The sequence below is a fragment of the Lysobacter changpingensis genome (assembly GCF_017308985.1).
Taxonomy (GTDB): Bacteria; Pseudomonadota; Gammaproteobacteria; order Xanthomonadales; family Xanthomonadaceae; genus Lysobacter_J; species Lysobacter_J changpingensis.
In genome coordinates this window covers 1,363,415-1,389,350 of record NZ_JADWPE010000003.1, presented here as the reverse complement: position 1 = coordinate 1,389,350, position 25,936 = coordinate 1,363,415, and the positions used below count along the sequence as shown (strand labels likewise).

22 protein-coding genes are annotated in these 25,936 nt (G+C 68.2%); 9 read left to right on the top strand and 13 right to left on the bottom strand.

Going from position 1 to position 25,936, the window contains the following annotated elements; genetic code table 11:
- Positions 1 to 124 precede the first annotated feature (124 nt).
- The 12 genes from flgL to I4U41_RS13315 form a co-directional block, all read right to left on the bottom strand.
- Positions 125 to 1,324, bottom strand: coding sequence for a flagellar hook-associated protein FlgL (gene flgL, locus I4U41_RS13370; RefSeq protein ID WP_206861574.1), 1,200 nt, complete (start codon positions 1,322 to 1,324; stop codon positions 125 to 127).
- Positions 1,321 to 3,201 carry a flagellar hook-associated protein FlgK gene (flgK, locus tag I4U41_RS13365; RefSeq protein WP_206861573.1) on the bottom strand — a complete coding sequence of 627 codons (1,881 nt, stop codon included), beginning with the start codon at positions 3,199 to 3,201 and terminating at the stop codon, positions 1,321 to 1,323. The genes flgL and flgK overlap by 4 nt, the downstream gene beginning before the upstream one ends.
- A gap of 2 nt (positions 3,202 to 3,203) precedes the next feature.
- Positions 3,204 to 4,160, bottom strand: a complete 957-nt coding sequence (flgJ, locus tag I4U41_RS13360) for a flagellar assembly peptidoglycan hydrolase FlgJ (RefSeq protein ID WP_206861572.1) — start codon at positions 4,158 to 4,160, stop codon at positions 3,204 to 3,206.
- A 160-nt stretch (positions 4,161 to 4,320) separates the two neighbouring features.
- Positions 4,321 to 5,466, bottom strand: a complete 1,146-nt coding sequence (locus I4U41_RS13355) for a flagellar basal body P-ring protein FlgI (RefSeq protein ID WP_206861571.1) — start codon at positions 5,464 to 5,466, stop codon at positions 4,321 to 4,323.
- Positions 5,467 to 5,475: 9 nt separating this feature from the next.
- Positions 5,476 to 6,174, bottom strand: a complete 699-nt coding sequence (gene flgH, locus I4U41_RS13350) for a flagellar basal body L-ring protein FlgH (RefSeq protein WP_206861570.1) — start codon at positions 6,172 to 6,174, stop codon at positions 5,476 to 5,478.
- The gene (gene flgG / locus I4U41_RS13345) at positions 6,171 to 6,956 is read right to left on the bottom strand and encodes a flagellar basal-body rod protein FlgG (protein ID WP_206861569.1); all 786 of its coding nucleotides are present in this window, start codon (positions 6,954 to 6,956) and stop codon (positions 6,171 to 6,173) included. The genes flgH and flgG overlap by 4 nt, the downstream gene beginning before the upstream one ends.
- A 219-nt stretch (positions 6,957 to 7,175) precedes the next feature.
- Entirely contained in the window at positions 7,176 to 7,919 is a 744-nt protein-coding gene (locus I4U41_RS13340) for a flagellar basal body rod protein FlgF (protein WP_206861568.1), read from the bottom strand.
- A gap of 32 nt (positions 7,920 to 7,951) precedes the next feature.
- Complete coding sequence (gene flgE / locus I4U41_RS13335; protein ID WP_206861567.1) at positions 7,952 to 9,175, bottom strand: flagellar hook protein FlgE; 1,224 nt, start codon at positions 9,173 to 9,175, stop codon at positions 7,952 to 7,954.
- Between the two features lie 75 nt (positions 9,176 to 9,250).
- Positions 9,251 to 9,913: a flagellar hook capping FlgD N-terminal domain-containing protein gene (locus I4U41_RS13330; protein ID WP_206861566.1), complete on the bottom strand. Its 663-nt coding sequence runs from the start codon at positions 9,911 to 9,913 to the stop codon at positions 9,251 to 9,253.
- A 40-nt stretch (positions 9,914 to 9,953) separates the two neighbouring features.
- The gene (gene flgC / locus I4U41_RS13325; RefSeq protein ID WP_206861565.1) at positions 9,954 to 10,361 is read right to left on the bottom strand and encodes a flagellar basal body rod protein FlgC; all 408 of its coding nucleotides are present in this window, start codon (positions 10,359 to 10,361) and stop codon (positions 9,954 to 9,956) included.
- Between the two features lie 11 nt (positions 10,362 to 10,372).
- Positions 10,373 to 10,732 carry a flagellar basal body rod protein FlgB gene (gene flgB / locus I4U41_RS13320; protein ID WP_206861564.1) on the bottom strand — a complete coding sequence of 120 codons (360 nt, stop codon included), beginning with the start codon at positions 10,730 to 10,732 and terminating at the stop codon, positions 10,373 to 10,375.
- Between the two features lie 140 nt (positions 10,733 to 10,872).
- On the bottom strand, positions 10,873 to 11,799 hold the full coding sequence (locus I4U41_RS13315) for a chemotaxis protein (protein WP_206861563.1): 927 nt from the start codon (positions 11,797 to 11,799) through the stop codon (positions 10,873 to 10,875).
- Positions 11,800 to 11,949: 150 nt separating this feature from the next.
- Here I4U41_RS13315 and flgA point away from each other — a divergent pair, with 150 nt between their 5' ends.
- The 9 genes from flgA to I4U41_RS13270 all read left to right on the top strand — a co-directional run bounded on the left by flgA (position 11,950) and on the right by I4U41_RS13270 (position 25,183).
- Positions 11,950 to 12,615 carry a flagellar basal body P-ring formation chaperone FlgA gene (flgA, locus tag I4U41_RS13310; protein ID WP_320415188.1) on the top strand — a complete coding sequence of 222 codons (666 nt, stop codon included), beginning with the start codon at positions 11,950 to 11,952 and terminating at the stop codon, positions 12,613 to 12,615.
- Positions 12,616 to 12,703: 88 nt separating this feature from the next.
- The gene (gene flgM / locus I4U41_RS13305) at positions 12,704 to 13,021 is read left to right on the top strand and encodes a flagellar biosynthesis anti-sigma factor FlgM (RefSeq protein WP_242525141.1); all 318 of its coding nucleotides are present in this window, start codon (positions 12,704 to 12,706) and stop codon (positions 13,019 to 13,021) included.
- 10 nt (positions 13,022 to 13,031) lie between these two features.
- Entirely contained in the window at positions 13,032 to 13,370 is a 339-nt protein-coding gene (locus tag I4U41_RS13300; protein ID WP_206861561.1) for a flagellar protein FlgN, read from the top strand.
- 210 nt (positions 13,371 to 13,580) lie between these two features.
- Positions 13,581 to 14,828, top strand: a complete 1,248-nt coding sequence (locus tag I4U41_RS13295; protein ID WP_242525140.1) for an ATP-binding protein — start codon at positions 13,581 to 13,583, stop codon at positions 14,826 to 14,828.
- Between the two features lie 881 nt (positions 14,829 to 15,709).
- Positions 15,710 to 18,913, top strand: coding sequence for a TonB-dependent receptor (locus I4U41_RS13290; RefSeq protein WP_425492565.1), 3,204 nt, complete (start codon positions 15,710 to 15,712; stop codon positions 18,911 to 18,913).
- Positions 18,914 to 19,142: 229 nt separating this feature from the next.
- A complete protein-coding gene (locus I4U41_RS13285; RefSeq protein WP_206861560.1) occupies positions 19,143 to 19,889 on the top strand; it encodes a SapC family protein in 747 nt (248 codons plus the stop codon).
- A complete protein-coding gene (locus I4U41_RS13280; protein WP_206861559.1) occupies positions 19,886 to 20,944 on the top strand; it encodes a cupin-like domain-containing protein in 1,059 nt (352 codons plus the stop codon). The genes I4U41_RS13285 and I4U41_RS13280 overlap by 4 nt, the downstream gene beginning before the upstream one ends.
- Before the next feature lie 54 nt (positions 20,945 to 20,998).
- Positions 20,999 to 22,525: a tryptophan halogenase family protein gene (locus I4U41_RS13275; protein WP_206861558.1), complete on the top strand. Its 1,527-nt coding sequence runs from the start codon at positions 20,999 to 21,001 to the stop codon at positions 22,523 to 22,525.
- Positions 22,526 to 22,627: 102 nt separating this feature from the next.
- Positions 22,628 to 25,183 carry a glycoside hydrolase family 3 protein gene (locus I4U41_RS13270; RefSeq protein ID WP_320415187.1) on the top strand — a complete coding sequence of 852 codons (2,556 nt, stop codon included), beginning with the start codon at positions 22,628 to 22,630 and terminating at the stop codon, positions 25,181 to 25,183.
- A 200-nt stretch (positions 25,184 to 25,383) separates the two neighbouring features.
- On the opposite strand, the gene I4U41_RS13265 is transcribed toward I4U41_RS13270, so the two are convergent.
- Positions 25,384 to 25,923, bottom strand: coding sequence for a hypothetical protein (locus tag I4U41_RS13265; protein ID WP_206861557.1), 540 nt, complete (start codon positions 25,921 to 25,923; stop codon positions 25,384 to 25,386).
- Positions 25,924 to 25,936: the final 13 nt, after the last annotated feature.

Below are 25,936 nucleotides of genomic sequence, written 5' to 3'. Positions count from 1 at the left end.
CAATCACCAATCACCAATCACCAATCACCAATCACCAATCACCAATCACCAATCACCAATCACCAATCACCAATCACCAATCACGAATCACGAATCACGAATCACGAATCACGAATCACCAAACTCACATCAGATCGAACAACGAACTCGACTGCAGCCGCATGAACGCCTGCTGGGCCGCCTGCAACGCCGTGCTTTCCAGCTGGAAGCGGCTGATCGCCTCGGCGTAGTCCAGGTCGCGGATGCCCGACAGCGTGGTTTCCAGGGTCACCGACTGCGCCTCGCGCAGTTCGGCCGCGCTGTCCATCGCCGCCAGTTGCGCGCCGCCGGCCGCACGGCCGTCGATGAAATGCTCCTGCGCCGTCGCCGCGTCGCGCAGCGAGGCCTGCAGCGCGTTCTGCTGCGCCGCGCGCTGGGCCGGGGAGTCGTCGGGCATTTCCAGCGCGCCGACCAGGTCGTCGATCATCGCGAACACGTCGTTGGTGCCCGCTGGGCCGACGGAAAAGCGGTCGCCCGCCGCCGGCGCGCCGTCGATGCGCAGGTTGAGCCCGCCGACGTTGATGCCTTCGCCGCTGGCGTACGTGCCGGTGCCGATGACCGCGCCGCTCGCGTCGCGCAGTTCGTACGCGTCGGCGGCGGTGAAGACGACGCTGTAGCTCGCACCGCTCCACGTGCCCGATGCATCCAGGCCGAATTCCATCAGCACGCCGCTGCCGGTGTTGGTCGTCGCGGCGGCGCCGTCGATACGGCCGTCGCCGGTCTTGACCCGCATGAACAGCTCGCTGCCCGGGATCGTGTCGGACACGAACTGGTCCGGTGCGATCTCGACCTCGCGCTGGCGCTGGTCGCCGGTGTAGCTGACGTTGCCGCCGCTCACCACGAACGGCGCGTGGTCGTCCGCGGTGCCGCCGAACAGGTAGCGACCGCTGCCGTCCTGGCTGTTCGCCAGGCCGATGAGTTCATCGCGGATCACCTTGAGTTCGGCGGTGATCGCCTTCTTGTCGTCGCTCGACATCGCGGCGTTGTTGGCCTGGATGGTCAACTCGCGCACGCGCGCCAGGCGGTCGCCGGCCTGCGCGAGCACGCTTTCCTGAAGGTTGAGGCGATTGCCGAGCAGGTTGGCGTTCTCGCCGAAGCGTTCCAGCTCGGCGGTCGCGCGATCCAGCGACACCGCCGTGCCGGCCGCGACCGGATCGTCCTTCGCCGTGACCAGCCGCTGGCCGGTGGCGAGCTGCTGCTGCGTGTGCGCCAGGCTCGACTGCTTGCGCAGCATCGTGCCCAGCTGCAGCTGGTAGGCGCCTGCGGTGGAAATGCGGTTGTTCATCGGCTCACCGCCGCGATCAGGGACTGGAACATGCTGTCGGCGGTGGAGATCACCTGCGCCGCGGCCTGGTAGGCCTGCTGGAAACGCAGCATGTTCGCCGCCTCCTCGTCGAGGTTCACGCCGGACACCGAATCGCGCGCCGCCTGCGCCTGGTCGAACAGCACCTGCTGCGCCTCGGCGGCGTAGTCGGCCTGTCTCGCGGCCGAGCCGATCGACGTGGTCAGGCCGCCGATCGCGCCGTTGAGCGACACCGTGCTGCCGTTGAGCGCCTTGGCGTCGTCGATGTTGCCCAGCGCGATCGCGTTGCCGTTGTCGCTGGAGCCGGCGCCCGTGCTGCCCACGCTGAAGCGGTCGCCCGCGGCGGGCACGCCGTCGAGGCTCAGGCTCCAGCCGTTGGCTTCGATCGGCTGGCCCGGCGTCCAGGTGAACGGGCCCGCGCCGTTGACGGTGTACTGCGTGCCGTCGATGAATTCGATGTCGGCCGGGGTCAGCAGGTCGGCGTTCGCCGCATCGGTGACCTTCACCCCGCCGATCCTGCCGGTGCCGATGTTGTCGAGTTCCGCCTGCGCCTTCACCGGAGTGGCTGCCGCTATCCGGTTGGGATCGTCGATGGCGACGCCGATGCCGCCCGCCGCGCCCGCGGTGGGCTGCAGCAGGAAGCGGTCGCCCGCGGCCGGCGCGCCACCGACGACGAGTTCCACGCCGTTGACGACCAGCGGATCGCCCGCCGTACCGGTGCCGGTGAGCGGCACGTTCGCGCCGGTGTCCGAACGCGTGGCGCTCCACGCGGTGCCGTCGAACTTCAGCACGACGTTCTGCGCGTCGAGTCTGGAAAGATCGCCGATGCTCGCCGTCAGCGTGCCGGTGCCGGTGTTGTTCGCGTGGCTGTTGACGGCGGGCGCGGGCACGGTGAAGAAGTCCGTGCCCATCTGGCCGTTGAGGTCCATGCCGGCGCGGTGCTGCTGGTTGAACGCATCGGCCAGGCCCACCGCGATGCGCCCGAGTTCGGCCTGCGCCGGATCGAGCACGTCGCTGCGGAAATCCATCAGTCCGCCGATCTTGCCGCCCAGCGCGGAATCGCTGAGCTGGATCTGCTGGCCATTGCCGTCCAGCGCCAGGCGCACGCGCTCGGGGCGGTACGGATCGGTGCCCACGGTGAGCTTGGCCGACGTGTTGCCGACGACCAGCGCCTGCCCGCCGGCGGTGAACACGTTGAGCGAGCCGTCGCCCTGTTCGACCGCGGTGCCGCCGGTGAAGCCGACCAGCTGCGAGACCAGGCGGTCGCGCTGGTCGAGCAGGTCGTTGGAGACGTTGTTCGGGTTGCTGGCGACCTCGCCGTTGAGGCGGGCGATCTCCGCGCCGATGCGGTTGACTTCCTCGGCGCTGCTGCGCAGGCCGCTGTTGACTTCGTTGCTGAGCGAATCGAGCTGGTTGTTGAGCTGCTTGAAGCGCGCGGTGAGCGCGTTCGCGTCGGCCAGCACGTCCTCGCGCGCGGCGCTGGAGGCGGGGTTGCTGGTCAGGCCCGTGGTCGCGTCGAAGAAGTTCGACCACACGCCGGCCAGGCCGGTCGCGGTGTCGGAGAACAGCGCGTCCACGCGCGAGGCGAGCCCGGAGAGCTGCTGCGCGCGGGCGAGTTCGCCGCCGCTTTCCAGCAGGCGCGTGTTGGCGAGCTGGTCGGCGATGCGGCGCACGTCGCTCACCTGCACGCCGTTGCCGACGTAGCCGTAGCCCATGTCGGTGGGCGAACGCGTCGACAGTTCGACGCGCTGGCGCGAATAGCCGTCGGTCGCCACGTTGGCGACGTTGTGGCTCACGGTCGCCAGTGCGCGCTGGAACGCGATCAGGGCGCCGGTGCCGGTGGACAGGACGTTGGCCATGCTTAGCCTCGGGTCGGACCGTCGAGCGCGGCGAGCGCGCGGTTGAGGGTGGCGCCTTCGGCGATCGCGTTGATCTTCGCGGCGTAGGCGGGATCGGTGGCGTAGCCGGCCTTCTGCAGCGCCTGCGCGAACTGGCGCGTGTCGCCGCCGGCGGCGCGCGCCTGGGCGTAGCGGGGGTTGTTCAGCAGCCTGGCGTAATCGGCGAAGCTCTCGCCGATGGAGCCGTAGGCGCGGAAATCGGCGCGCTCGCTCACGCGCGTGCCGCCCACGTATTCGTGCGTGGCGGCGTTGACGCGTTGGCCGCTCCACTTCGAGCCGGCCTTGATGCCGAACAGGTTGTGCGAGGTCGCCTCGCCGCCGTCCTTCGCCAGGCGCCGGCCCCAGCCGGTTTCCAGCGCGGCCTGCGCGACGAGCGCCTTCGGGTCCACGCCCAGCTCCTGCGCGGTGCGTTGCGCGTGCGGCCACACCGACTTCACGAAGGCTTCCGGGCTGGAGCAGTCGAGCTTGGCGTTGGGATCGCATTCGACCTGCGGCGTTTCCACGCGCGGCAGGGCGGGCGTGGCGAGCGCGGGGAGCGAGACGCCACCGCTGCTCGGCGTGAGCGACAGCGACATCGGCGATGCGCCGGGCGAGAGCGGGAAGCCGCCCTCGGGCGCGATGGCGGCGTCGGTCTTCATGCCGGCGCTGCGCTGCAACTGCTGCACGATCATCGGCGCCAGGCCGAGGCCGCGACCCTTGGCGAGCTCGCGCGAGAGCTGCTGGTCGTACATGTCGCGGTAGGTCGAGTTGTCGCCCATCAGCGGATCGCCGAAGGACGCGCTGCGCATCGACTTCACCAGCATCTGCGCGAACTGCGCTTCCAGCTGCCGCGCGGCGTATTCCAGGCGCGAGCGATCGCGCGGGGCACCGTCGGTGCTCGGCGTGGTCAGCGGCTGGGACAGGGTGGGGCGCAGGTGCATGGTGGGGTCAAGGCAAGAGTTGTGCCGTGACGCAGCGGAAGTCCGGCGCTGGTAGCCCGGGCAAGGCGAAGCCGCACCCGGGATGGCGCACCATCAACGCACGAAACCCGGGTGCGCTTCGCTTGCCCGGGCTACAGGAGCGATGGCGTGCGAGCGCCACTCAGATCACCTCCAGCTCCGCCCGCAGCGCCCCTGCGCGCTTGAGCGCCTCCAGGATCGCCACGATGTCGCCGGGCGCGGCGCCCACGGCGTTCACCGCGCGCACGATCTGCTCCAGCGACGTGCCGCCCTGGAACAGGAACATGCGACCGCCGTCCTCCGAGGCTTCCACCGTGGACTGCGGCGTGACCACGGTCTGGCCGCGGCCGAATTCGTTGGGCTGGCTGACCTGCGCGTTCTCCGAGATCGACACCGTGAGCGAGCCGTGCGACACCGCCGCCGGCAGCACGCTCACCTGGCCGCCCATCACGACGGTGCCGGTGCGCGAGTTGACGATGACCTTCGACGCCGCGGCGCCCGGACTCACGTCCAGCGATTCCAGGCGCGCCAGGAATCCGACGCGGTCGCCGTCGGCCGGCGGGCTCACTTCGATGGTCACCGCGTCCACGGCACGCGCGCGGCCGTTGCCGAACTCGCGGTTCACCGCATCGACGATGTGCGCGGCGGTGGTGAAGTCGGCTTCGTGCAGGTTCAGCGTGACGTTGCCCGACGGCGGCGCGCCGGCGACGGCGCGCTCGACGATCGCGCCGTTCGGGATGCGGCCGCCGTTGGGCGCGTTGACCGAGATGCGCGAACCGTCGCGGCCGGAGGCGCCGAAGCCGGAGACGATCAGGCTGCCCTGCGCGATCGCGTAGACCTGCCCGTCCGCGCCACGCAACGGCGCCATCAGCAGGCTGCCGCCGCGCAGCGAACCGGCGTTGCCGATGGACGAGACGGTGACGTCGATCGGCTGGCCCGGCTTGGCGAACGGCGGCAGTTCGGCGTGGATCGCCACCGCCGCGACGTTCTTCAACTGCGGATTCACGCCCGGCGGAATGCTGACCCCGAGCTGGTCGAGCATCGTCTTCAGGCTCTGCACGGTGAAGGGCGTCTGGCTGGTGCGGTCGCCGCTGCCGTCCAGGCCCACGACCAGGCCGTAGCCCACCAGCGGATTGCCGCGAACGCCGGCGACCTGCGCGAGGTCCTTGATGCGCTCGGCGCGCGCGGGCGGGACGACGGCGAGCGTGAGCACCAGGCCGGCGAGGGTGCAGGCGATCGCGTAGGCGATGAGGCCGGTGCCCCTGAAAGAGGACTTGCGAGTGTTCATACGCCCCCCTCAGTACGGATAGATCGCGGAATTGAAGAACCGGCCCAGCCAGCCCATCGCGTTGGAACGCGCGAGCGTGCCGCGACCGCCGTAGACGATGCGCGCGTCGCCGACGCGGTCGGACGATATGCGGTTGTCGGGACCGATATCGGCCGTGCGCACGATTCCTTGAACCTGGATCAGCTCGTCGCCCTGGTTCAGGCGCACGCGCTTCTCGCCGCGCACCAGCAGGTTGCCGTTGCCCAGGTTCTGCACGACGGTCGCGGTCACCGAACCGTTGAGGCGGTTGCTCTGCGTGCTGTTGCCCGAGCCCTGGAAGTCGCGCGAGCCCTCGACCGAGGCTTCCAGGATGGGATTGCCCTTGTAGGTGATCGGCACGCCGGCGATCGTCGGCGCGGCCATGTCGATGCCCGATTCCTTGCTCACCGAGGTGTCGGCCTGCGCGCGCGCGCTGGTGTTCTCCACCAGCACGATGGTCACCAGGTCGCCGACATCGCGCGCCTTGTTGTCCTCGAACAGGCGCAGGCTGCGGCCGGAGTAGATGGAGCCTTCGCTGGCCGGGGCGGGCGCGGCGACCACGGCCGCGGGCGGCGCGGACATCGGCTCGAACGGTCGCACGTCGCCGACGACCGTGGCGCAGCCGGACAGCGACAGCGCCACGCCGGCGATGGAAAGACGGATGAACGCGTTCACGGGCGCCGCACTCACAGGTTGTTGTTGAGGAAGCCGAGCATCGAGTCGGTGGTCGAGATCGCCTTGGCGTTGGTCTCGTACGCGCGCTGGGTTTCGATCATCGACACCAGCTCCTCCACGACGTTGACGTTGGAGCCTTCCAGCTGGCCCTGCGCGAGCTGGCCGATGCCGTTGGTGCCCGGCGCGCCCTGCTGCGCGGGGCCGCTGGCGCCGGTCTCCACGAAGAGATTTCCGCCGATGGCCTGCAGGCCCGAGGGATTCACGAAGTCGGCCAGGGTCAGCGCGCCGACCTGCACGTCGTCGGCCTGGCCCTGCACCTTCACCGACACGGTGCCGTCGGCGCCGATGGTCACGCTCTGCGTGCCTTCGGGGAACTGGATGCCCGGCTGCACCGGATAGCCGGCGCTGGTCACCAGCTCGCCCTGCGAATTGCGCTTGAAGCTGCCGTCGCGCGTGTAGGCGCTGCTGCCGTCGGGCATCAGCACTTCGAAGAAGCCGCGTCCGTCGATGCCGACGTCGAGCGCGCCGCCGGTGACGGCGAGGTTGCCCTGCGAGAACTCCTTCGCCGTCGCCGCCACCCGCACGCCGGTGCCGGTGGAAAGCCCGGTCGGCAGCTGCGTCTGTTCGGACGTGGCACCGCCGGGCTGGCGCACGGTCTGGTACAGCAGGTCCTGGAACTCGGCGCGATCGCGCTTGAAGCCCGTGGTGTTGACGTTGGACAGGTTGTTCGAAATCACCGCCATGCGCGTCTGCTGCGCGTCGAGGCCGGTCTTGGCGATCCATAGAGCCTGGGTCATGGCGTGCTTCCTCTTGAAGGTCGGGGTGTTGCTCCTCCCCGTGCTTGCAGGGGGAGGTTGGGAGGGGGTGCGAAGCCGCTTGCGGCGAGCTCGGCATGACATCGCCTTGCTCGATGCACCGCGGCCATCCCTGGCGAAACGTCCTGGGGACGGATCGCCCGGCCGGCCGTCCATGGCCGGTCGGGTAGGCGGGCCACGCGGCAGTGCCGCGTAAACGGCCTACCTGCCCCCAAGCAGCGAATTCGCGCTGCGCGCGTTCTCATCCACGCTCTGCAAGACGCGTACCTGCATCTCGAACGCGCGCGCCGTCTGGATCATCTGCACCAGCATCGAGGTCGCCTCGACGTTGCTGTTCTCCACCGCGCCGGGCGTGAGCGATTCGCCGGCGGCGGGCGCGGGCGGCTGGCCGTTGGCGGGGCGCATCAGGCCGTCGTCGCCGCGCACCAGGTCCGCCGTGCGCGCCTGCACGACGCCCAGGCGTCCGGCTTCGGCGATGGTGTTGGCGGGCTGGCCCTGCGGAACGATCGAGATCGTGCCGTCGCTGGCGATGTCCATCGACTGGAACGGCGGCACCGTCACCGGCGCGCCATCCGCGCCGATCACCGGGCGGCCGTTGCTGGTGAGCAGGCCGTTGGCGTTCATCGCCAGGTTTCCGGCGCGCGTGTAGGCGAGGTTGCCCTGGGCATCCTGCACGGTGAGCCAGCGGTCCTGGTTCAGCGCGACGTCCAGCGTGTTGCCGGTCTGCAGGATCGCCCCGTGCGTGCCGCTGATGCCGTAGGTCTGCGAGGCGGCGGCCACGCGCGAGGCGTGGCCGTTGCCGGCGACCGGCGCGGCGGTGGAACCGGCGAGCGTCGCCTGGAAACCCACCGTGTTCGCGTTCGCCAGGTTGTGCGACACCGCCGCCTGCGTCTTCAGCGACGTGCTGGCGCCGGTCATCGCGATGTAGAGCGCGCGGTCGGTCATGACGCGAACCTCCTATCCCATCGCGTCCGCGCTTAGCGGATGTTGATGATCGTCTGGGTGACCTGGTCCTGCGTCGAGATCATCTGCGCGTTCGCCTGGAAATTGCGCTGCGCGGTGATCATGTTGACCAGCTGTTCGGTGAGGTCGACGGTGGACGCTTCCAGCGCGCCGGACTGCAGCGTGCCCAAATCCGCCGTGTCCGGCGCACCGGTGCGCGGATTGCCCGACGCGTAGGTTTCGGCCCACACGTTGTTGCCCTGCGGCGCCAGGCCCTGCGGATTGGTGAAGGTGCTCAGCGCGATCTGGCCCAGCGCCTGGTCGGCGCCGTTGGAGTAGCGCGCGTAGACCACGCCGGTGGAATCGATGTCGATCTCGTTGAGCTTGCCGGCGGCGTAACCGTCGGGATTGAGGTCGCGCAGCGCGAAGGCCGAACCGTACTGCGCCGAGTCGGACAGGTTCAGCGTCAGGTTCATGACGCCCGCGCCGGTCGGCGGCGTGAACGGATCCATCGCGATCTGACCGCTCGCCGGCGCGATCAGCACGCCGGAGCCGTTGAACTGCAGCGTGGTCGGCGCGCCGACGGCCGTGCCGTCGATGAAGTTGTGCACCTGCCACTCGTTCGGGTTTGCGGTCTTCACGAAGTACGAGGTCTGCACGTGCGCGACGCCGAGCGAGTCGTACACCGTCGCGCCGCCGCTGGAATGGTTGTAGGTGTTGGTGTCGGTCGGATCGAACGGCGCCACCGTCGGCGCGCTCGCGTTGCCCGGCAGCGTCACCTGCATGTCGACGGTGGTCGAGGCCTGCGGCGGGCTGGTGGTGGTGAGCAGCTGCAGGTCGACCAGGCGGCCGACGTCGAAGCCGTTGCCGTTCGCGTTGGGCGCGAACACCTGCAGGCGCTTGCCGTCGGGCGTGCCGATGAAGCCGTTCGGATCGGGCTGGAAATTGCCCGCGCGCGAATACACGCGCGCGCCGTTGTCGTTGAGCACGAAGAAGCCTTCGCCGTCGATCGCCACGTCCAGGCCGCGACCGGTCGGGTCGATGTTGCCCTGCGAGAACTGCTGGGCGACGTTGCTCAGCTTCACGCCCGAGCCGATCGCGTTGCGCGACAGGCCGTAGGCGGTCGACGAGAACAGGTCGGCGAACTCGGCGCGCGATTCCTTGAAGCCGGTGGTGTTGACGTTGGCGATGTTGTTCGCCGTGACGTTGAGGTCGGCGTTGGCGGCGTTGATGCCGGACAGCGAGGTGTTGAAGCCCATGTCGTGTTCTCCGGGATGGAGGTCTTGTTTCCCTCTCGCCAGAGAGGGCGGATGAGGGAAATCAGTGGTAGGTGTTCATCGGATGCGCAGCACGTAGTCCAGCGGCGCCGTGCCCAGTCCCGCGAGGTCGAGGAACACGCCGTCGCTGCCCACGGTCACGCTGTCCACGCGCGATTCGACGTAGGTGCTCAGGTCCTGCCTGGTCTCGCCGGAGCCCATGCTCGCGGTGACGCCGTAGGTGCCGGCCACGAGGCGATTGCCGTCCGCGTCCTTGCCGTCCCATTCGAAGGCCACTTCGCCGGCCTTCTCCGCAGTGACGATGATCTTGCGGACGCTCTGGCCGTTGGCGTCGGTGATGTCGAAGGTGACGGTGCCGGCGTCGGGTGCGGCGACCACGCCCCTGACGCTCCCTTCGCCCTCCAGCGCCATCTTCGCCGAGGGCACCAGCACAGTGCGCCCGACCAGCGAGGCGCCGCGCAGCATCTGGTCGGTGGCGAGCGAGGTGCCCAGGCCGTCGAGCGAGCTCTGCAATCCCTGGATGCCCTGCACCGTGGAGAACTGCGCGAGCTGCCCGAGGAACTCGCTGTTCTGCATCGGATTGAGCGGGTCCTGGTGCTGCAGCTGCTCGGTCATCAGGCGCAGGAAATCGGCCTGGCCGAGCGAGTCGGACTTCTTGCCCGTGTCGCCGGTGGTGCCGGTGGCGCCGTAGGTGGCGGCGAAGTCGGAGATGGTGGTCATGCGGGTTCCCGATCAGGTTCGGCGAAAGGTGGCGAGGGCCTCAGCGGCCCATCTGCAACGTCGACAGCGCCAGTTCCTTGGCGCTGTTGAACACCTCGACGTTGGCCTGGTAGCTGCGCGAGGCGGAGATCAGGTCGACCATCTGCGCCACCGGATCCACCGCCGGCGCGTACACGTAGCCCTGCGCGTCGGCGAGCGGATGGCCCGGCTCGTAGCGCTTGAGCGGCGCGTCGTCGCTCTCGCGCACTTCCACCACGTTGACGCCGGCGAGCGAGGCATCGCCCGGTACGCCTTCGGCGCGGAAGACCGGCTGCTTGGCGCGGTAGACCTCGTCGGGATTGCCGGACACCGAATCGGCGTTGGCGAGGTTGGACGCGATCGTCGAAAGACGCACCGACTGCGCGTTCATCGCCGAACCGGCGACGTCGAAGATGGGCAGGTTGCTCATGCGGTCGCTCCTTACTGGCCAGTGATCGCGGTGAGCATCCCGCGCACCTTCGATTCCACGAAGGTCAGCGAGGCGCGGTATTCCAGTGCCGCCTGCGCGAACAGCGCGTGCTCGCGCTCGCCATCGACGGTGTTGCCGTCGACGCTGGGCTGGCTGCTCGGACGTGCGTAGCGCGCGCCCTGCGCGGCGCCGTCGATGGCGTCGCCCACGGCGGCATTGGGTTGCAGGGCCGATTGCAGGGCGCTGGTGAAGTCCAGGTCCTGCGCCTTGAAATTGGGCGTGTCGGCGTTGGCCAGGTTGGCCGACAGCAACTGCAGCCGCTGCTCGCGCAGGGCCAGCGCAGTGCCGTGGATGCCAAGGAAATCGGACATGACGCCTCCGGGATCGGGTTCAACCGGAGGAGAGGCAAGACGTGTGCCAGAACGGCCGTGATTGGTGATTCGTGATTCGTGATTCGCCAAGAGCGGGGTGCCCCGGCTTCTTGCGAATCACCAATCACGAATCACGGGCTTCAACCCAGCGAATTCACCCGCGCCGCCACCCGCTGCGCCAGCTCGTGCTCGGAATACTTCGGCACGAAGTCGTCCGCGCCCACGCGCTCGACCATCGCCTGGTTGAACACGCCCGACAACGAGGTGTGCAGCAGCACGAACAGGCCGCGCAGGGCGGGGTCGCGTCGGATTTCCGTCGTCAGGGTGTAGCCGTCCATGGCGGGCATCTCGATGTCGGAGATGACCATGGCGTAGCGCTCGTTCGGATCGATGCCGCTCAGGAGCAGCGCCTGCAGGTGGTCCAGCGCCTGACGGCCGTCGGAGAGCAGGGTCGAGCCCAGGCCGAGTTGCTCCAGCACCATGCGGATCTGGTTGCGCGCCACGCGCGAGTCGTCGACCACCAGCACTTCGCGCGGCGCGGTCGGGCTGGTCGCGGCGAGCGGGGCGATGCGGTCGGCGTCGCTGGCGCGCGGGGCGGATTCGGCCAGCACGCTTTCCACGTCGATCAGCTGGATCAGCTCGCCGTGGTGGCGCGTCACGCCGGTGAGGTAGTGCTGGTCGGCGCCGTGTTCCGGCGGCGGGTGGATGTCCTCCACCGCGATGTTCACGATGCGGTCCACCGCCGAGACCAGGAAGCCCTGCACGGAGCGGTTGAATTCCGTCACCACCAGGTACCTGGGTTCGACCGAATCCGCATCGCCGTGGCCGATCGCGCGCGCCAGGTCCAGCACCGGAATGCTGCGCCCGCGCACGTCGGCCGCGCCGCTGAATGCCGCCGGCAGCTGCGGCAGGGTGAACAGCGGGGGGCGCGGCAGCACTTCCTGCACCTTGAAGACGTTCACGCCAAAAAGCTGACGCGTGCCCAGGCGGAACAGCAGCAGCGCCAGCCGGTTGTGGCCGGCCAGGCGGGTGCGTTGGTCGATGCGGTCGAGCAGGTCCTGACTCATGGTCGGGTTGTCGGCCGGGCGGGGCGGGACTTGAGCATGGCCGGCGCCGTGCAAGGGGCGGGCCGTGATCGCGGCGGCGCTCTACAAACGCTCAGGCCGTTCCGGCACGAATCCTGCACGCACCTTCCGAATCTCCCTCCGGAGCCCCGCGTGCGCGCCATTCCGAATGCCTTGCTGACCGCCCTCGCGCTGTCGCCGTTACTGGCGACGGCGGGTACGTTCCAGCCGGTCGAATCGATCCGCGACGCCGCGATTGCCGCCATGGGCGCGATGGACGCCAACGCGCAGGCCGAAGCCGCCGTGGATTCGCGCCTGCGCATGCCGGCCTGCACGCAGCCGCTGGCGGCGACCGTCGCCGGGCCGACTTCAGTGGCGGTGCGCTGTGCCGATACCCCGGGGTGGCAGCTCTACGTGCCGGTGCGGGTGCGACGCGAGGCCGACGTGGTCGTGCTCGCCAAGCCCGTGCGCGGCGACGAGCCGATCACGCCTGCGCACCTCACCGTGCAGCGGCGCGAGCTCGGCGCGAGCGACGGCCCGGTCGTAACCGACCCGGCCGCCGTCGTCGGCAGGCGCCTGCGCCGGGCCATGCCGGCCGGCGCGGTGCTCGGGCCGGACGACATGGGCGGTGAAGGCGCGCTCAAGCGCGGCGACCCGGTCACGCTGGTCTCGCGCGTGGGCGGGATGGAAGTGCGCATGGGCGGTCGCGCGATGGGCGCGGGCAGGGTGGGGTCGACCGTCTCGGTCGAGAACACCACCTCGCGCCGTATCATCCGGGGCCGCGTGGTCGGGCCCGGGATCGTCGAGGTCAATTTGTGACGACCCTTACAAAGTTGTCAGGTTTTCCCCTCAAGTCCGGCCGCGGGCGGCCGTTATCGAGTTCGAACACGTTCCCCAGGAGTCAGCCATGACCCACAAGATCGACGGCGCCATGTCGCCCGCGCTGCGCCAGATCGAGTCGGCCGCCAGCTCGTCCGTCCAGTCGCGCTCCGGCGCCGACCGCGGCCAGCCGGTGGGCGCCACCGCTTCCGCCGACCAGATGCGCCTCACCGGCGATGCCACCCACCTGCAGGCGCTGGAGCGCGAGCTCGGCGCGGCGCCGGCCGGCATCGACGTCGCCAAGGTCAACGCGATCCGCGCCTCGCTCGCCGAAGGCAGCTACAAGGTCGATCCGCAGGCGATCGCCGACCGCATGCTTTCGCTCGAGAACGCACTGTCGAAGTGAGCCATCGCGGATGAACCCGCAACCGCATCCGCTCGACGTACTGGAAAGCGCCCTCAACGAGGAGCGCCGCGCGCTGCTCGACCACGACGTCGAGGCGCTGCTGCGCTCCACGCAGGCGAAGCTCGACGCGCTGCGTGCGGCCGAACGCGCCGGCACCGCCGCGGCGGACATTCCGCGCGTGATGGCGCTGAGCGAGCTCAACCACGCCAACGGCGCCCTGCTGGCGCGCCGTCGTCGCGAAGTGAACTGGGCGTTGCGCCACCTCGGACGCATCGACGCCGACGCGGTGTACGACGCGAACGGCCAAGCCGGCGCGCGTCCGCATAGTCGGGTCAACGTGTCGGCCTGAAGGCGGGCACTCGCCGACGTCATCCCGGCGAATCGTTTCACCGTCATCCTCGCCAACGGCGAAACTCCGGCCTCCAAAGGTGGTGACGCTCGCATGCATGGAGCCCCACCTTCGCGGGCATGACGCATTGCAGGGCGATCGCGCATTCCGACGTGATTCCTCCACCTCGAATGCGATAAGTTGAACCCGCCCACGCATGCGCGGAACGCAATGAGCGAACAACCCAGCACACACACCGGCGAGGCCTGGAGCGAAGACATGCTCTGGGCGGTCGCGATGTCGGACCTCGCGGTCTTCCTGCTCGACGACCAGGGCCGCCTGCTGCACAGCAACGACGCCGGCCGCGTGCTGGCGATGCGCCTGCATCCGGACGATCCGCATCCGGATCCGGCGAGGCTGCTGACGTACATCCCCGAACAGGGCTGGCAGATCGCGCAGCGGGACGGCCGCTGGATCGGCGAGGTGCCCACCGCGTTGCCGGGCCTGGTGCTGGAGATCAAGGCTTTCGCCGGCCGCGATCGCGGGCGCTGCCGCCGCTACACGGTGATGACCGACATCTCCGTGCGATCGGCGCGCGAAGGCGAACTGCGACGACGCCACGACGAACTGCAATCGACCTACGACCGCCTCGCCAGCGCGCAGGAACAGCTGCTGCAGTCGGAGAAGATGGCGTCGATCGGCCAGCTCGCCGCGGGCGTCGCGCACGAGATCAACAATCCCATCGGCTACGTGCATTCCAACCTGGGCACGTTGCAGGAATACGCCAGCGCGCTGCTCGCGCTCGTCGACGGTTACGCCAACGCGCTGCAATCGTCCGATCCCGCGGCGAGCCGTGCGCAGTTGAAGCAGCTGCGCGAGCGGCTCGACGTCGACTTCATCGTCGGCGACCTGCCGAAACTGCTGGAGGAATCGCGCGAAGGCATCGAGCGCGTGACCAAGATCGTGCAGGACCTCAAGGAGTTCTCGCACGTCGAGCGCGACGAGCCGATGCGCCCGTCGGACCTGCGCAAGGGCCTGGAGTCCACGCTCAACATCGTGTGGAACGACCTCAAGTACAAGGCGAAGGTCGAGAAGCATTACCAGGACGTGCCGCTGGTGGAGTGCTACCTGTCGGAGATCAACCAGGTCTTCATGAACCTTTTGATCAACGCGGGCCAGGCGATCGACGACCGCGGCCTGATCACGCTCGCGATGGGCGTGGAAGGCGACGAGGTGTGGGTGAGCGTGGCCGACGACGGCGTCGGCATTCCCGAAGAAGCGTTGCAGCGCATCTTCGATCCGTTCTACACGACCAAGCCGATCGGTCGTGGCACCGGGCTGGGGCTCGCGATCGCGTATCGCATCGTCGCCAAGCATCACGGCCGTATCGAAGTGCACAGCCGGCCCGGCGAAGGCAGCACGTTCCGCGTGGTGCTGCCGATCATGCAGCCGGTGCTTTCGCGGCCAAGAAGCAAGTGAAGCAGGAACGAGTGGGCCGGAACTAGGCACGAGAGCGGCGAAGCGCTTCGCGAGCAAGCGCTTCGCACACGGCGAAAAGCCTCGCCGTCATCCCGGAGAAGGCCGGGATCCAGGCCGATAACGCGCGGGCATTCCAACAACATCGAACAACAGCGCCGTCATTCCAGCGAAAGCTGGAACCCATTTGCTCGTCGCCGATCTTCGCGACGACGAGCAACGACGACGAGCAACGACGAGCCCCGCGGTTTCTCCCTCCCCTGCGTGCAGGGGAGGGTTGGGGAGCGGCGCGAGCCGCACAGCGGCAAGCAGGCTTTTCCGCGCGGAAGCCGTGACCGCTTGGCACCGGGACGACGGCCAAGGGTGAAGGAAGAGTGAGGCCGAGCCGTCGTCCAGTCGGGCGTTGAATCACGGGCCGCAACCACGCTCACGCCCATTCACCCCCCGCGACCTCACCCGTTTCCCAAGGTTTCAAACGAAACCTGTGGAACGACCAGCCCATTGCTGCACCGCACGATGACAAACTCGGCACACTTTGCTTATTTTGCGTTAAGCCGGGTGGTAGCGCTATCACAGGGGGCGCGGACGACCCGTCTTCGGAAGCTTCGATTCAAGCGATTGCACGTTTCTGGAACCGCAACGGAAGTCGGCAACAGTGGTGCGTGAAGCGGCGTTCTCCCGGACGTCCGGCTGTGGAAATGAGCGGGCGCGCGCCCGCGGGGTGCCCTGGGGAGGGGCAAGTACATCCATCGATCGAAGTAGAGGGCAGACCACATGATTTGGTTCCAGTCCCACGCAGACGTAGCGTCCCGGACGCACGCGGCAACCATCGCGCCGCAACTCCGGGACCATGAGGGTTCGTGCATCCAACGGAGGGTCGCGCCATGAGCCTGCGCTCCAGGATGATCAGCACAACGAAGTCCACCACACGCACGTTCCGGCGCACGGCGATGTTCACCTTCGTCGGCGGCGTGCTGGTGATCAATCCGGCGTTCGCACAGGACGCCACGCAGGCCACGCAGGCGCAGGTCGCGCAGTCGCAGCGACCCGCGGGCGATGAAGCCACCACGCTGGATTCGGTGGTCGTCACCGGCCTTCGCAATTCGCTCAACCAGTCGATGGAACTCAAGCGCGAAGCCGCGGGCGTGGTCGATGCGATCAGCTCCGAGGATATCGGCAAGTTCCCCGACACCAACCTCGCCGAATCGCTGCAGCGCATCACCGGCATCTCGATCGAACGCCGCGACGGCGAAGGCGCGCAGATCACCGCGCGCGGCTTCGGCCCGCAGTTCAACATGGTGACCCTCAACGGTCGCCAGATCCCGGGCGCCGACGCGTTCGGCGCGCCCGGCCAGGTGCCGATCGGCGGCGTCGACGGCGGCACGCGTGCGTTCAACTTCGCGCAGCTGGCTTCGGAGGCGATCGACACGCTGGTCGTCTACAAGACCGGCCAGGCGACCGTGCCCAGCGGCGGCATCGGCGCGACGATAGACATCCAGACCGATCGCCCGTTCAACCACGCCGGCGGCAGCATCGTCGCCAGCGCGGGCGCGAAGGCGGTGTACGACGAATCGCAGCCGTTCGACAGCGACATCACGCCCGAAGTCTCCGGCATCTTCAGCTACGCCAACGAAGACAAGACCTGGGGCGTGGGCATCTCGGCCAGTTACCAGAAGCGCCACGGCGGTTCGGTGCAGTCCACCGAGAACGCCTGGAACATGCAGCGCTGGACCGGCACCGATCCGGCGCTGCGTCCGGACGCGATCGTCGAGAACGCGCCGGCGATCGGCCAGTTGTACGGCATGCCGAACGACCTGCGCTACGCCTTCGCCGATTTCGAACGCGAACGCATCAACGGCCAGGCGGTGCTGCAGTTCGCGCCGACGGACGCGGTGACCTTCACGCTCGACTACACCTACTCGACCAACGAGATCACCGAGAACCGCGGCGAGCAGACCATCTGGTTGCAGCGCGCCAACAGCTTCAGCCACCTGGTGTTCGACACCGGCGAGGAAGTCGCCACGCCCGTGTACCTGCGCGACATCGTCGGCACCAAGGACTTCGGCTTCGAGCAGCAGCGCCAGGAGCAGGAATACAAGCTCGATTCGCTCGGCCTGAACGTGAAGTGGGACGTCACCGACCGCTTCCGCCTCGCCTTCGACGCGCACAACACCACGTCGAAGAGTTTGCCGAACGATCCGGTCACCGGCGGCGGTTCGACGTTCTTCTCGATCGCCGGCACCAACAACTGCACCGTGGGTCCGTACTGCGGCGGCAACTGGGCGCAGGAGCTGTGGTTCAACAACGGCCTGCCGATCGGCGCGCGCACGTGGTATCCGGATCCGACCTCGGCCGTGTCCGGCGCCAACGGCACGGTGAACCCGGACTTCCCGGTCGAGCAGGTCGGCTCGCAGGTGCTGCGCATCAACTCGCAGCGCCAGGAAACCGAAGTGAAGCAGGGCCGCATCGACGGCGAATACAACTTCGACGACGGCCGCTTCATGTTCGGCGTGGATTCCTCGCGCACGACGATGATCCGCAAGCAGACCACCGAGGCGTATTCGACGCTGGGCGACTGGGGCGTGGCCAACACCGGCAACGAACCGGGCCTGGCCGAACTGCTGCGTCCGGTGAACATCATCGGCATGTTCGACGACTGGAGCGCCCCGGGCGCGGCCACCGGCGCATGGCGCGGCGATGCCACGGCCGGTGCGTTGTGGGCCGGCGACTTCTACGGCGCACAGACCCGCGCGAACACCCAGCTCGCCAACGACGATCGCGTCGAGGAAGACACCGACTCGGTGTACGGCCAGATCGAACTGGACGGCGAACTGGGCGGCATGCCCACGCACACGCGCATCGGCGTGCGATACGAGAAGACCTACGTCACCTCGACCTCGCAGGTCGCCACGCCCAGTGCGATCCAGTGGCAGGCGAACAACGACTTCCGCATCCTGCGATCGGAAGAGCAGCAGCCCTTCAGCCAGACGCACAGCTACGACTACGTGCTGCCGAACCTGGACTTCGCGCTCGACATCACCGATGAGATCAAGGCGCGCGCCTCGTTCAGCCAGACCATCGCGCGCGCGCCGTACGGAAATCTCTACGCGGGCCCGATCCCGAACCAGCCCACCGGTTCGATCCTGATCAACCCGTCCACGCGTGCCGACGGCGAGTCGCAGAACCCGGCGCTGGATCCGCTGGAATCGGACAACCTGGACCTGGCGATCGAGTGGTACTTCGCCGATGCCAGCTTCGTCTCGGTGACGTTCTGGAACAAGGACGTGAAGAACTTCGTCGGCAACTCGGTGGTGCGCGAGAACCTGTACGGGCTGCGCGATCCGACCTCCGGTCCCGATGCGCAGGCGGCGCTGGCCTTCCTCACCGGCGACCAGTGCGTCGCGCAGGTGAGTGCGGTGGGCGGCGACCTGTCGCAGGCGTGCTCGGCCAACGACACCGCGCTGTTCACGGCGATGGCGATGCTGCGCAATCCGGAAACCGGCGGCCTCGCCGCGTACGACGGCAGTTCGGCGCAGACCCTGCTGATGGAGAACACGTACGACCTCGTCGGCGAAGCGGACGATCCGCTGTACGAGTTCGACGTGCAGCGTCCGGTCAACCAGAACAACGCCAACCTGCACGGTTGGGAAATGGGCGGCCAGTACTTCTTCGGCGAGTCGGGCTTCGGCATCTTCGCCAACTACACGCTGGTGGACGGCGACGTCGCCTTCGACAACACCGTCATCGAACGCGACCAGTTCGCGCTGCTCGGCCTGAGCGACACGGCCAACGTGATGTTCATGTTCGAGAAGTACGGCTGGTCGGCCCGCCTGGCGTGGAACTGGCGCGACGAGTACCTGATCGCGGCCAACGAGAACGGTTCGAACCGCAACCCGTTCTACGTCGAGGAATACGAGCAGTGGGACCTGAGCGTGAACTACTCGTTCAACGACCACTGGCAGGTGGGCTTCGAGGCGATCAACCTCACCGGCGAGGACGTGCGCTGGCACGCCCGTTCCGAGAAGCAGATGATCAAGCTGATCGACCAGAGCCCGCGCTACATGCTGGGCGTGCGCTGGCGCTTCTGAGGCCGGGGAACGGGTGAGGCGCAGGAACGGGAAACGAGCCGGGCATCGCCCCTCGTTTCCCGCTCCCTGCGAACACGGATGTTCGGGTACAGGAACGGGAACGGACAGGAACCCTCTCGCTTGTTCGTTTCCCGTTCCTTTCCGGGAAAGAAGCGAGTAGAAACCAAGCATGAAGCCGTAGCGACCGCTCTTCTCGTTTCCCCACTCCCGTCCACTCGCTCCTGCTCCAATGGCCCGATACGAACTGCTCAACAACATCACGCACAAGGACCTGCGCGTCGTCACGCGTTTTGGACGCGAGTTCGGCGACGACATCGGCATGGTCGCGGCCTTCCCGACCGAATTCGCCGAGCTGCAGCGCGAATACCCGATCTTCTTCCGCAGGGAGCAGGGCAGCGGCGAGTGGCAGGCGATCGCGCTGCTCGGCTTCGACGCGAAGGAGAACCTGTTCCTGCAGGGCGAACGCTGGAACGCGACGTACCTGCCCGGCGCGATCGCGAAGGGGCCGTTCCTGATCGGCTTCCAGGAACAACGCATCGACGGCGAACTGCGCCGCGAACCGGTGGTGCACGTCGACATGGAACACCCGCGCATCGACCCGACCGGCGCAGGCGAGGCGGTGTTCCTGCCGCAGGGCGGCAACAGCGCGTACCTGGACCACATCTCCACCGTGCTGCGCGGCATCCGCGACGGCGTGGACGCGGGCGGCGCGATGTACGCGGCGCTCGACGAACTCGAACTGATCCAGCCGTTGTCGCTGGAGATCCAGCTGGACGAAGCGCATCGCGTGAGCCTCGCCGGCCTGCACGGCATCGATCGCGAACGGCTCGCGGCGCTCGATCCGGAATCGCTGCACCGCCTGCATCGCGCCGGATACCTGGAAGGCGTGTACCTGGTGCTCGCCTCGCTGCACAACCTGCGACGGCTGATGGCGGAAAAACAGCGCCGCCTGCGCCAGGCAGCGGACGCGCAATGAACGCGCGCGCCGACGACGCGACCATCGACGCGGGCGTCGGCGTCGCCGGACGGCTGCACGAACTGCACGGCCTGAAGGCCGATGCATTGCCGATCGACGAACTGCTCGCGCGCGGCGAGCCGGTCGTGCTGCGCGGCATCGCGCGCGACTGGGAACTGGTGACGGAAGGCATGCGTTCGATGCATGCGGCGATGGACTGCCTGCGTCGTCACGACAACGGCCAGCCGGTGACGTATTCCTGGGGCGGGCAAGACGTTCGCGGACGTCCGTTCTACAACGACGATCTCACCGGGCTCAACTTCGAAGTGCGGCGCAGCGGGTTGTCGCAGGTGCTCGACGGGATCGCCGCGCATGCGGACGACGCATCGCCGCCGACGTACTACGTCGCGTCCCTGCTGATCGACACGCGCTTGCCCGGACTGCGCGCGGGGAACGACCTCGCGCTCGCCGCGCAGGGCATCGAGGCGCCGCCGAGCATCTGGATCGGCAATCGCGTCACCGCCTCGTGCCACTACGACGCGATGAACAACATCGCCGTGTGCGCGGTCGGTCGCCGTCGCTTCACGCTGTTTCCGCCGGAGCAGATCCACAACCTGTATCCCGGCCCGCTCGATCCCACGCCGGGCGGTCAGGCGGTGAGCCTGGTGGATTTCGACAAGCCCGATTTCACGCGCTTCCCGCGCTTCCGCGACGCGCTCGCGGCCGGGCGCAGCGCGGTGCTGGAGCCGGGCGACGCGGTGTTCATCCCGAGCCTGTGGTGGCACCACGTGCAGGCGCTGGAAGCGTTCAACGTGCTGGTGAATTACTGGTGGAGCAGCGTGCCCGCGTACGTGCCCACGCCGATGCACGCGCTGTACCACGCGATCTGGGCCTTGCGCGATCGCCCCGCGCGCGAGAAGCAGGCGTGGCGCGAGGTGTTCGAGCACTACGTGTTCGGTCCGCCGGAAACCGCGCGCGAACAGCTTCCGCCGCAGGCGCAGGGCGCGCTCGGCCCGATCGACGAGACGCTCGCGCGGCAGTTGCGCGCGATGCTGATCGCCAAACTCAATCGCTGAGCGCCCGCGCTCATCGTCACGACACACGAGGGGCATGAGATGGAGAAGAGCCGGATGGAGAAGGGTCGAATCCGCAGGGTCGTGATCGCAGGCGGCGGCACCGCCGGCTGGCTTGCCGCGGCGGCGCTGACGCACCAGTTCCGCGATCTGCTCCAGGTCACCCTGATCGAATCCGAGCAGATCGGCACCGTCGGCGTCGGCGAATCGACCGTGCCGCCGATCCGCAATTTCCACCGTTTCCTGCAGATCGACGAACAGGAGTTCCTGCGCGAGGTGGCCGGCACGTTCAAGCTGGCGATCTCGTTCGAGAACTGGCGCCGCAGAGACGAGCGCTACATCCATCCGTTCGGCGTGACCGGGCAGGGTACGCTGGTCGCGGCGTTCCATCATTTCTGGCTGGAAAGCCTGCAGCGCGGCATGGATTCGAAACTGGGCGACTACTGCCTGGAAACGCAGGCCGCGCTCGCCGACCGCTTCGCGCTGCCGGCGCAGCCGCAGGTGAACTACGCGTACCACCTCGACGCGGGCCTGTATGCGCGGTTCCTGCGCAAGCGTTCGGAAGGCTTCGGTCTCACGCGCATCGAAGGCAAGATCCGCGAAGTGCGCCAGAACGCCGAGTCGGGTTACGTGGAAGCGCTGGTGCTGGAGGACGACCAGGTCGTCGAAGGCGATCTGTTCATCGACTGCACGGGCTTCCGCGGGTTGCTGATCGAGCAGACGCTCAAGACCGGCTACGAGGACTGGCACCAGTGGCTGCCGTGCGATCGCGCGGTCGCGGTGCAGACCGAATCGCTCGGCGGCCCGGTGCCGTACACGCGCGCCATCGCGCACGAGGCCGGCTGGCGCTGGCACATTCCGCTGCAGCATCGCGTGGGCACCGGCTGGGTGTACTCGAGCCGCCACATGTCCGACGACGAAGCGACCTCGCGGCTGCTCGCCGACGCGGCGGCGACGCCGATCCGCGATCCGTGGCGCGTCCCGTTCCGCAGCGGCCGTCGCCTGAAGGGCTGGAACAAGAACGTGGTGTCGCTCGGCCTCGCCAGCGGCTTCATCGAACCGCTCGAATCGACGAGCCTGCACCTGTCGATGACCTCGATCATCCGCCTGGTCGAGTGCTTTCCGTTCGACGGCATTCCCGATTCGCTGGTGGAGCTCTACAACGAGACCGGCCGGCGCGAGATGGAGCACGTGCGCGACTTCATCATCCTGCACTACCACGCCAACCAGCGCGACGAGGCGATGTGGACGATGTGCCGCGAGATGGAGATTCCAGAATCGCTGTCGATCCGCCTGCGCGCATGGCGCGAGCGCGCGCACGCGTGGCAGGGCGCGAACGAGCTGTTCCGCGTGGATTCGTGGACGCACGTGATGCTCGGGCAGGGGCTGGTGCCGCAACAGCATCACCCGCTCGCGCGCGCGCTGCCGGACGACCAGATGCGGCGGTTCTTCGATTCGATCCGCAAACCGATCTTTGATGCGGTGGCGAAATTCCCGACGCAGCAGGAATTCATCGAGCGGTACTGCAAGGCGGCGCCGGAGGTGTGGGGCGGGCGGCAGCAGGTGCAGGCGGAACGGGCTTGAGAACGAGGAGCGAGGGGAGAGGAACGTGAAGACCAGGGAGCGGAGGATTTCCTTCGATTCTCGTCCTCCTCGCGCGTTTTCCCAAAACACAGGAGCGAAGCGGTGAAAGCAAGGAACTTCACGCGTATCGGAACGACCGTCCTCATCACGGCGCTGGCGCTGGCGGCATGCAAGGGCGATGAGAAACCGCAGGCCGGCGCGCAGGCGCAGGCCGATGCATCGCCATGGCCCGAGGTGAAGTGGCCGCTGCCCGAGGACCCCGCACTCGAGAAACGCGTGAACGACCTGCTCGCCACGATGACCCTCGAAGAGAAGGTCGGCCAGATCGTGCAGGGCGACATCGCCAGCCTCACGCCGGAAGACGTGCGCACGTATCGCCTCGGTTCCGTGCTGGCGGGCGGCAACTCCGATCCCGGCGGGCGCTACAACGCGACGCCGGCGGAATGGCTCGCGCTCGCCGACGCGTTCCATGAGGCGTCGATGGACACGTCCAAAGGCGGCAAGGCGATCCCGGTGATCTTCGGCATCGACGCCGTGCACGGGCAGAGCAACATCGTCGGCGCGACGCTGTTCCCGCACAACATCGGCCTGGGCGCGACGCGCAATCCCGAGCTGCTGCGCCGCATCGGCGAGATCACCGCGCTGGAAACGCGCACCACCGGCATGGAATGGGCGTTCGCGCCGACCGTCGCGGTGCCGCAGGACGACCGCTGGGGACGTTCGTACGAGGGTTATTCCGAATCGCCCGAAGTCGTCGCCAGTTTCGCAGGCGCGATGGTCGAAGGCCTGCAGGGCAAGGTCGGGTCGAAGGAGTTCCTCGACGGCCGGCACGTGATCTCGTCGGTGAAGCATTTCCTCGGCGACGGCGGCACGGCCAACGGCCAGGACCAGGGCGACACCAAACTCGGCGAAGCCGAACTCGTGCGCATCCACGCGGCGGGTTATCCGCCGGCGATCGCCGCCGGCGCGCAGTCGGTGATGGCCTCGTTCAACAGCGTCAACGGCGTGAAGATGCACGGCAACAAGCCGTTGCTCACCGACGCGCTGAAAGGCCGGATGAACTTCGGCGGTTTCGTCGTCGGCGACTGGAACGGCCACGGCCAGGTCGAGGGCTGCACGAACACCGATTGCCCGGCGACGATCAATGCCGGGCTCGACATGGCGATGGCGCCCGACAGCTGGAAGGGCTTCTACGACACCGCGCTCGCGGCGGCGAAGGCCGGCACGCTCCCGCAGGAGCGGCTCGACGACGCGGTGCGCCGCATCCTGCGCGTGAAGTTCCGCCTCGGCCTGTTCGAAGCGGACAAGCCCTCGCAGCGTGAGGTTGGCGGCAGGTTCGAACTGCTCGGCGCGCCGGAACATCGCGCCGTCGCAAGACAAGCCGTGCGCGAATCGCTGGTGCTGTTGAAGAACCAGGGCGGCGTGCTGCCGGTGGATCCGCGCAAGCGCCTCCTCGTCGCCGGCCGCGGCGCCGACGACATGGGCAAGCAGGTCGGCGGCTGGACGCTCAACTGGCAAGGCACGGGGACGAAGCGCGAGGATTATCCGAACGCCGACACGATCTTCGAAGGCATCGCGCAGCAGGCGAAGGCGGCCGGCGGCGAGGCGACGCTGTCGGTGGACGGCACGTTCACCGCGAAGCCGGACGTCGCGATCGTCGTGTTCGGCGAGGATCCGTACGCGGAATTCCAGGGCGACATTCCCAACCTGCTCTACCGGCCCGGCGACGATGCGGACCTGGAACTGATCAAGCGGCTGAAGGCGGCGGGCATTCCGGTGGTGTCGGTGTTCCTCAGCGGCCGCCCGTTGTGGGTGAATCGCGAGATCAACGCGAGCGATGCGTTCGTCGCCGCATGGCTGCCGGGTTCGGAAGGCGGCGGCGTCGCCGACGTGCTGCTGCGAAAGGCCGATGGCGGCGTGCAGAACGACTTCAAGGGCAAGCTGGCTTTCAGCTGGCCGCGCAACGCGATGCAGGTGGCGAACAACGTCGGGCAGAAGGACTACGACCCGCAGTTCGCGTTCGGCTTCGGCCTGACGTACGCCGACGACGGCAACCTCGCGCCGCTGCCGGAGGAATCCGGCGTGAAGGGCGGGCAGACCGCGGCGGGCACGTTCTACGCGCGCGGCACGCTCGCCGACGGCCTGCGCCTGCGCCTGCACAACGCCGCCGGGCAGAACGTGGATGTGACGACGCTGCCGGCGAAGCTTCCCGACGGAAGCCTGTCGGTCAGCGCGGTGGATCACCAGGCGCAGGAGGACGCGCGGCGCTTCGCGTGGTCGGGTGCGCAGCCGGCGACGGCATCGATCCTCACCGACAAGCCGATGACCTTGATGCGCGAAACCAACGGCGAGGTGATGCTCGTGCTGACGATGCGCGTGGAAGAGGCGCCGACGGGCGACGTGATGGTGGGCGTGACCTGCGGCAGCGGCTGCAAGGGCGGAAGCCTGCCCGCACGCGACGCACTCGCGCAGTTGCCAAAGAACCAGTGGACGACGTTCGGCGTGCCGTTGCAGTGCCTCGCCGCCGCGGGCGCGGACATGCGCAAGCTCGATTCGGTGCTGGCGCTGCAAAGCGCGGGCAAGCTGCAGCTGTCGGTGTCGCGCGTGAGGCTGGGCGCTTCGAACGAAGCGGAGCATGTGTTGCCATGCAAGCGGTGAGCGGGTGATGCAGGAGTAGGAAGTGGAGCCGTGGTAGCCCGGGCAAGCGAAGCGCACCCGGGTTCACGGCGCCTCTCCCGGGTGCGCTTCGCTTATCCGGGCTACAAGAGCGGCACCCGCTGTGTGTCTTGGTGTTGCCGCGCCTCACCAACGCGTGACCGGCTGAACGATCGCGTGCACGAAGCGCACATGCGCGCGATTCATCCGCGTGCGGCCGGGTCCGCACGTGTTTCCCCCTGCTTGCACATTCTTCCGGCGTTTGCGCGCATCGCGTCCTTCACCGTGGTTGGACCACGGATGTGCCACCGCGACTCGCTTTCGACATCGCTCAAACTGAATGCGCAGCGGACGCGACCGCGTGTGCGGAAAACCCGCTGCGCATGCGATGGCACGGCGCTTGCGACATCTCCCTTGTCAGGCAATACCGCCTGCACATCGGAGAAGCAGTAATGGGCAACAGCAACCAGCGTGATCAGAACCAGGGCGGCCAGAAGCAGGGTCAGGGCCAGGGCCAGGGTCAGGGCCAGGGCGGCATGCAGGGCCAGGGCCAGGATCGCGGCGGCCAGGGCGGTGGCATGCAGGGTCAGGGCCAGGATCGTGGCGGCCAGGGCGGCATGCAGGGCCAGGGTCAGGGCGGACGCCAGGAACGTGGCGGCAGCCAGCGCGATGAGGAAGGCGGCCGCGGCGGCAATCGCCGTGACGAGGAAAGGGGCGGCGGCCAGCGTCGCTGATCCACGCACTTTCGCGATACGC